At 65.2% G+C, this 6,734-nt stretch carries 8 protein-coding genes; 5 read left to right on the forward strand and 3 right to left on the reverse strand.

The window, feature by feature from the left end; genetic code table 11:
- The first annotated feature begins 61 nt into the window (after window positions 1–61).
- Entirely contained in the window at window positions 62–1,159 is a 1,098-nt protein-coding gene (locus TX80_RS04710) for an outer membrane lipoprotein-sorting protein (protein ID WP_049921791.1), read from the forward strand.
- Between the two features lie 132 nt (window positions 1,160–1,291).
- Here TX80_RS04710 and TX80_RS04715 read toward each other — a convergent pair whose 3' ends face one another.
- Entirely contained in the window at window positions 1,292–2,689 is a 1,398-nt protein-coding gene (locus TX80_RS04715) for an ATP-binding protein (RefSeq protein ID WP_049922206.1), read from the reverse strand.
- A gap of 130 nt (window positions 2,690–2,819) precedes the next feature.
- On the opposite strand from TX80_RS04715, the gene TX80_RS04720 reads away from it, so the two are divergent.
- Window positions 2,820–3,188 (forward strand): universal stress protein, encoded by a 369-nt coding sequence (locus TX80_RS04720; protein WP_049921792.1) that lies wholly within the window; start codon window positions 2,820–2,822, stop codon window positions 3,186–3,188.
- Between the two features lie 2 nt (window positions 3,189–3,190).
- Complete coding sequence (locus TX80_RS04725; protein ID WP_049921794.1) at window positions 3,191–3,769, forward strand: GNAT family N-acetyltransferase; 579 nt, start codon at window positions 3,191–3,193, stop codon at window positions 3,767–3,769.
- On the opposite strand, the gene TX80_RS04730 is transcribed toward TX80_RS04725, so the two are convergent.
- The gene (locus tag TX80_RS04730) at window positions 3,766–4,230 is read right to left on the reverse strand and encodes a universal stress protein (RefSeq protein ID WP_049921795.1); all 465 of its coding nucleotides are present in this window, start codon (window positions 4,228–4,230) and stop codon (window positions 3,766–3,768) included. The genes TX80_RS04725 and TX80_RS04730 overlap by 4 nt on opposite strands.
- Window positions 4,231–4,357: 127 nt before the next feature.
- On the opposite strand from TX80_RS04730, the gene TX80_RS04735 reads away from it, so the two are divergent.
- Window positions 4,358–4,819 carry a universal stress protein gene (locus tag TX80_RS04735; RefSeq protein WP_049921797.1) on the forward strand — a complete coding sequence of 154 codons (462 nt, stop codon included), beginning with the start codon at window positions 4,358–4,360 and terminating at the stop codon, window positions 4,817–4,819.
- Between the two features lie 91 nt (window positions 4,820–4,910).
- On the forward strand, window positions 4,911–6,152 hold the full coding sequence (locus TX80_RS04740) for a DHH family phosphoesterase (RefSeq protein WP_049921798.1): 1,242 nt from the start codon (window positions 4,911–4,913) through the stop codon (window positions 6,150–6,152).
- A gap of 41 nt (window positions 6,153–6,193) precedes the next feature.
- Here TX80_RS04740 and TX80_RS04745 read toward each other — a convergent pair whose 3' ends face one another.
- Entirely contained in the window at window positions 6,194–6,616 is a 423-nt protein-coding gene (locus TX80_RS04745) for a helix-turn-helix domain-containing protein (protein ID WP_049921799.1), read from the reverse strand.
- Between the last annotated feature and the right edge of the window lie 118 nt (window positions 6,617–6,734).

Below are 6,734 nucleotides of genomic sequence, written 5' to 3' on the forward strand. Positions count from 1 at the left end.
TCAAAACTCGTTTTGAGCCATCTCAACCCCTAATACACGTCAGACTGAATTATCAACTGCAATGAAACCGAACTGGTCCCCCACGGGAATCGGCACGCTCTGTCTCGCCGTCCTGCTGGTGACTGCAGGCTGTACGGCAGGACCGATCAACACCGACAACCTCGACGCGGAAACGATCGTCGAGAACGTCGAAACGCGTCACGACGAGATCGACGACGTCCACGGCGTCCAGCGGACGACGATCGAAACCGGCGACGAGGTCACGACGACCACCACGGAAATCTGGGAACAGCCGCCGAACAAGTACCGTCAAGAGATACGATCGACCTCACAGGAGGTCTCGAGCGCGGGCGACGTCACCGTCACCAACGGCACCGAGATGTGGAGCTATAGCGCCGACGAGGACCTCGTTCGAACCTTCGAGTTCGAGTCCGAAGCGTCACCGGGAATGGTCGGCTTCGACGACGAGGCCCAACTCGAGCGGTTCCTCGAGACGTTCGACGTCGAGTACGGCGGCACCGAGACCGTCGCCGACCGCGACGCACACGTCATCAGACTGACGCCCAGCGGCGAGGGCGACGAGGAGCTGGCGGAGATGTACGACGAACTCGAACTCTGGATCGACGAGGAGTACTGGTACCCGCTGCAACAGCGCGCCGAGCTGACGGTCGGCGACGAATCCAGAACCGTGACGACCACGTTCGAGGAAATCGAGTTCAACGGCGGCGTCGACGACGGACGGTTCGCGTTCGATCCGCCGGAAGACGCCGAAATCGTGTCGGCAGACGACGTGACGACCGAGGAGGTCGATAGCCTCGCGGCCGCGTCCGACGCCGCGCCGTTCGAGGTCGCGGCCCCCGACGTTCCCGCCGACTTCGAGTTCGAGACGGCGACCGTGACTACCGACGCGACCGGTTCGACGTCGGTTAGCGCCGCGTACGCCGGACCCGGCGACGACAGTCTGTGGCTGTCGGTCACGGCGGACCGCGAGATGAATCCCACGGGCGAATCCGTGACCGTCAACGGCACCGAGGCCACGCTGGTCGACGAGCCGATTACCAGCCTCACCTGGGAGTGTGGCGACCTATCGTACGGCCTGAGCGGCGACCTCGAGAGCGAGGCGATGATCGACGTCGCCGGTTCGATCGACTGTCGCTGACGGACCGCACCGAACGGGTGCGATCGAGACGCATCACATCCACTCGGCTATGCGCCCGATTACGGGCGACTCGTCTCGCGTTTTTCGCCGCCAAAACGTCTCGGGTACCGGGCTCCGAAGCCGGTACTCGAGTCAGTGATCGTGGTCGTGGTCGTGATCGTGTGAGTGGCCGCCGTCGCTCGCTTTGCCGATGTCCCCGCCGGCGACGAGCGCGTCGTGGTCGCCCTCGATCATGTCCATGTTCTTCAAGCTGTTGCGTTCCTCGAACTCCTCGACGGCGTTGAGCAGGTCGTCCTGCGTGAGCGTCGTGCGGTCCTCGGTCAGGGCCTCGAGGACTGCCTCCCGGAGGACCATCCGGAGGTCGCTGCCGGTCAGCCCCTCGGTGGCGTCGGCGATGAGTTGCGGGTCGAACTCCTCGATTTTCATCTGGCGGGTGATAACCTGGAGGATGTCCGCCCGCATGTTGTAATCCGGTTTGGGGAAGTTGATGATCTCGTCGAAGCGCCGCCAGGCGGCGTCGTCCAGCTGGTCGGGGTGGTTCGTCGCGCCGATCAACAACACGTCGTCCTCGATGAGCGAGATGTTGTCGATGCTTTTGAGCAGTGTGTTGACGGCGCGTTTGAGCGCGGCGTGTTCGTCGCTGCGGCGCGTCTTGGCGACGAAGTCGAACTCGTCGATGAACAGAATACAGGGGGAGAGCCGCTTTGCGACCTCGAAGGTCTTGTCGACGTTTTTCGCCGTCTCGCCGAGATACTGCGAGGTGATCATCGAGAGTTTGACCTCGACGAACGGCAGGTCCATGTCCCGGGCAAGCGCCTGCGCGGTCGAGGTCTTCCCGGTTCCCGGCGGGCCGACAAAGAGGAGCTTGCCGATCTCCCGGAGACCGATCTCCGCGAGGTAATCCCGGTGTTCGATCGCCTTCGCGATCTTGTCGATCTCGCCCTCCTGGTCCTCGGTGAGGACGAGATCGTCCAGCGTGATGTCGACCTCTTCAGGGGCGCGGACCTCCACGAGGTCGAGCATGTCCTCGTCTTCCTCCTCGTCGAAGTACTCCTCGAGGAGGCCGTCGATCCAGACTCGGTCGGCTCGGATGGGGCGGTTTCGCTCGCGGGCCTCCTCGTGGCTCACGTCGAAGTCGTACTCCTCGTGGGCCGCGAAGTGGCTCGCCAGCGTCGGGTTCTCGAGCAGTCGCTGCTCGTCGATGCGGTCGGCGAACCACGATTCGGCCATCTCCTCTTGGGCGAGCGTAATCGTCCCCGAGAACTCGTCGCGTTCGGTAAACATCAGTTCGGAGACGGCCTCCCACGGCCGATCGACGCCAGTCGCCTCGCGTGCGGTACTGTTCGTCGCCGAGAGCGGACGATTGATGCCGGCGTGGGTGTGGCCGTCATCGTCGCCGTCGTCGACACCGCCGGTCCAGAACACCCGGCGGAACGACGGCGGGAGGTCGTTCTCGTCCAGGCTCCTGTCGTCCGAATACACGCTCGTCGTGAGCAGAAACTCCACGACATCGAGCGCCGCGTCACTCATTCGGTCAACGTACTCACCACACGCTCTTAACAGCGTCGTCATCCGGACGTGTGCGAGACGCTCTTCAGCCATGACGGCAATACGACCCATCGGCACAACGATTTTCGTCTATCGGATCACAAGCATGCGTATGAACGTACTGGTCGGTCTCGGGGGAAGCGACGAATCGATCAAGACGCTCCGGCAGACGATCGAGCGGACGAAATCGGTCGGCGACGATCTCACCGTCGCCGTCCTCGAAAAGCCCGAAGCCAAACGATCGCAGGCGGAGATGTACGATCGGGCGGCGGAACTGCTCTCGGAGGCCGACGTCGACGCCGAAATCGTCACCCTCGAGGGCGATCCCGGCAGCGCACTCGTCGATTACGCGGAACAGGGCGAGTTCGACCAGTTGGTCATCGGCGGCGGGACGTTGAGTCCGATGGGGAAGATCCAGCTCGGTCCCATTACGGAGTTCGTACTGCTGAACGCCCCCACGACCGTCAAACTGGTGCGATAACGATGGCTGGAGCGCGACCGTATCCGGACGATCCGTCCGGTCCGTTTCCGTCGCCGGCGACGGAGTTCGAGGATCGGGACGGCCGCCAGATCGTGATCGAAGCCCCCGACGCGTTCGTCGCCGACGCGCTCGAGGACGTCGTCGAGATGTACGTTCGGTTCGATCCGACCGATCGCGCACAGGGGATCCCGCCGACGGGGGAGGATCGTATCCGCAACTGGCTCGAGACGATCGCCGAGGACAGCATCAACGTCGTCGCCCGCCACGAGGGGGCTGTGATCGGACACGCGATGCTCGTCCCGGACACCGACGACCCGTCGTCGGTCACGCACAACGGCGATATCGAGTGGGAACTCGCGATTTTCGTCCTGCAGGACTACCAGCGGGCCGGAATCGGAACGAAACTGCTCGAACACCTGCTGGGGCATGCGAGCGACGTCGGGATCGACCGGGTGTGGCTGACCGTCGAACGGTGGAACAACCCGGCGATCGCCCTCTACAAGCGGGTCGGATTCGAGACGACGGGGTCGGAAAGCTTCGAACAGGAGATGACGATCCGGCTCGAGACCGGCTCCGGCTAGACCGACAGGACCGGTTGGCTCGCGTAGGCGAGGACGTACTCGGCGGCTTTCTCGAGGACTTCGGCCGATGCGGCGGTGTCGGTTACGGATTCCCGTGGCAAGACGATGAAGTCGGCGTCGAGGGTATCGGCGGTATCGAGTACGACGTTACCGGGGTGGCGGGACTTGCGCGTCTGGGAAAAGCCGTCGTCGACCGACGTCGACAGCGAAACGCCGGCGTCGTCGGCGACGCGGCTGACGTCGTCGAAAAACCCCTGTGTGTTCTCCGCGACGGCGTCCTCCTCGAGGGTACCGGCGTCGATGCCGCGAACGACGCCGTGTCCGAGGACGAACAGCGCGTGAACCGACGCGTCGTACCGGTCGGCGATGGCGACGGCGTACTCGACGGCGGTGGCTGACTCGTCGCTCCCGTCGACCGGCGCGAGAACGGTGTCGACGGTAAACGGCTCGCTATCGTCCATACACGGCAGTGTGTGTCCTGTCGTCAAAAAGGCTCCCCCGTCTGACGGCTCGGACCGCCGTCGGGCACTGCGATCCCGCGCGACCGAGCCGGGGGTGTTTAAGCCGGTTCGGGCGTAATCGTCGCGCATGTTCGATACGGTCGTGGTCGCCACTGACGGCTCCGACAGCGTCAAGCGGGCCGTCGACGTTGCACTCGATCTCGCCGATCGGTTCGACGCCGAGGTCCACGCGCTCTCGGTCGTCGACGCCAGCGAGGTCGACGCCTCCCCACAGCAGCTTCGGGAAGAGCTCCGGACCGCCCTCGAGACCACCGCGGACGCCGCCCTCGCCACCGTCGAGGATCGAACGGACAGGGACGTCGTCACCGCCGTTCGGGAGGGACGGCCCGCGCCCGAGATCTGCGAGTACGCCCGCGAGGTCGACGCGGACCTGATCGCGACCGGAACGCGCGGGCGGCACGGCGAGAACCGCCTCCTGCTTGGCAGCGTCGCCGAACGGGTCGTCCGCACCTCGCCGGTCCCCGTCCTGACCGTCCGACAGCTCGATCCGGCCGGCGAGGACGACGCCGAGGCACCCGCCGACGCCTGACGGCCGTCAACGAGCGGGCGGCGTCGCGCCGTCGGTTTCCCCGCACCCGGAGATCGGCGGTTACTTCCCCGTACGGCCCTCAAGGCAAGTCATGTACGACGAACTCATCGACAGCGGCGATCTGCCGATCGCCCGCAAGTCGGTGCTGCCCGGAACGGGGTTTTTCCTGCCCGACTCGCTCGAGGAGGATCTCGAAGACGAACGGACCGCGGCCGCACTCGACGGCGCTGACGTCGCCGTCATCGCCGATCCCGACGCCGACGGGCTGGCCTGTGTCGCGTTGCTCCGGGAGGCCTACGACGACATCAGGAACGTTCCGGAGCCGGACGAGGCCGTAGCCGACGGCGAAAGCGAGGCCGGGACGCCGCCGGGGGACGACGCCGACGACGAGACCATCGCACTCGCCGCCGGCGAGACGGACGCCCCGCTCGAGGATCCCGAACCGACCCCTCACGGCGTCGCGCTCGTCCCGGCCAGCCCACACGACGTCGAGGACGCGCTGGCCCGGGTCGCGGAGTTCGGCGACGACGGGATCGATATTTTCGTCTGTGACCTCGCGCCAGACGAGTACGAGTACGTCGAGACGGAACTCGACGCGGCGCTCGAGACCGCCGACCGGGTCGCGTGGTACGACCACCACCAGTGGGACGACGCGGTCGCAACGGCCGTTCGAGAGGCCGGCGTCGACCTCGTCGTCGGCGACTCGGACGAGGAGTGTAGCGCGGACGTGGTCTATCGCTCGCTCGAGTACGAGTTCGATCCGATCTACGAGGAACTGGCGGCGGTCACGCGGGACCACGACCTCTGGCTCCGGGAGGATCCCCGCAGCGACGACCTCGCTGATTACGCCTACTGGACCGATCCCGCGGAGTACGTCGAGGTCGTCCGCGAGTACGGAGTCGACCTGCCCGAGTGGGTACAGTCGTATCTCGCCGAGCGCCGCGAGGAGAAAACCGCACTCATCGAGCGGGCGATCGCCCGCGCGGAGTTTCGCGAGATCGGCGGCTATACGGTCGGGATCACCTACGGTCGCTGCTCGCAAAACGAAGTCGCGGAAGCGATGCGCGAGCGGGGGGCCGACGCCTCGGTGATCGTCAAACCCGCCGGCTCCGCGTCGATCCGCGGCACCGACGCGTTCGACCGCTGTCACGAGGTCGCCGGGAAGGTAAACGGCGGCGGCCACCCCAAGGCCGCGGGCTGCAAGCCCGACATCTACGACGACATGCTCGATTACGCGAACCACTGGACCTCGCGTGGCGCGGTGACGAAACAGGTCATCCTCGACGCGTTCCGCGAGGTCGTCGCGGACGAAACCGACGACGCCGACTCGTAACCGCCGCGGATCGTTCCAACCCGTCGCCGGCGGCTGACGGCTCAGCTCGCGTCCGAGTCCAGATACTGGTTTTCGATCGTTTTCCGTTCGGTCTCCATCATCTCGAGGACCTGTGAAACGATCCGTTCACCGAGCGGCGTAAGCGTGTAGATCATCTTCCGGCGATCGGACTCACAGGGCGTTTTCCGGACGAGTGGCGTCTCGATGATCGCCCGAAGGTGATGGTTGAGTCCGTTCCCCTCCGCATCGAGTGCGTCCGCGAGTTCAGTGTGGGTAGCCCCCTCCCGATCGTGGATCGTATAGAGCGCGCCGAGGCGGGCAGGATGGCTCAGGGCATCGAAGAGACGGGTGAAATCCGCGACGGTTCGCCCGGCATCAGGGTGGAGTACCGTCTCGTTGAGTGCAGCGACGGCCGGTATCGCCTCGTCATCCGCCGTGTGATCCTGCCGCGGAGTGTGACTCATTGATCGCTCTCGTACGTGTCAACGGACGCATTCGTGAAAAGGGTAACGTTTGCTACCCTAAATGCGGCGACCGGTTCCCGTCGGAGAACTAATTAAGTGAGTGACCAACCAACGCGAT

This window comes from Halopiger djelfimassiliensis, assembly GCF_000455365.1.
Taxonomy (GTDB): Archaea; Halobacteriota; Halobacteria; order Halobacteriales; family Natrialbaceae; genus Halopiger_B; species Halopiger_B djelfimassiliensis.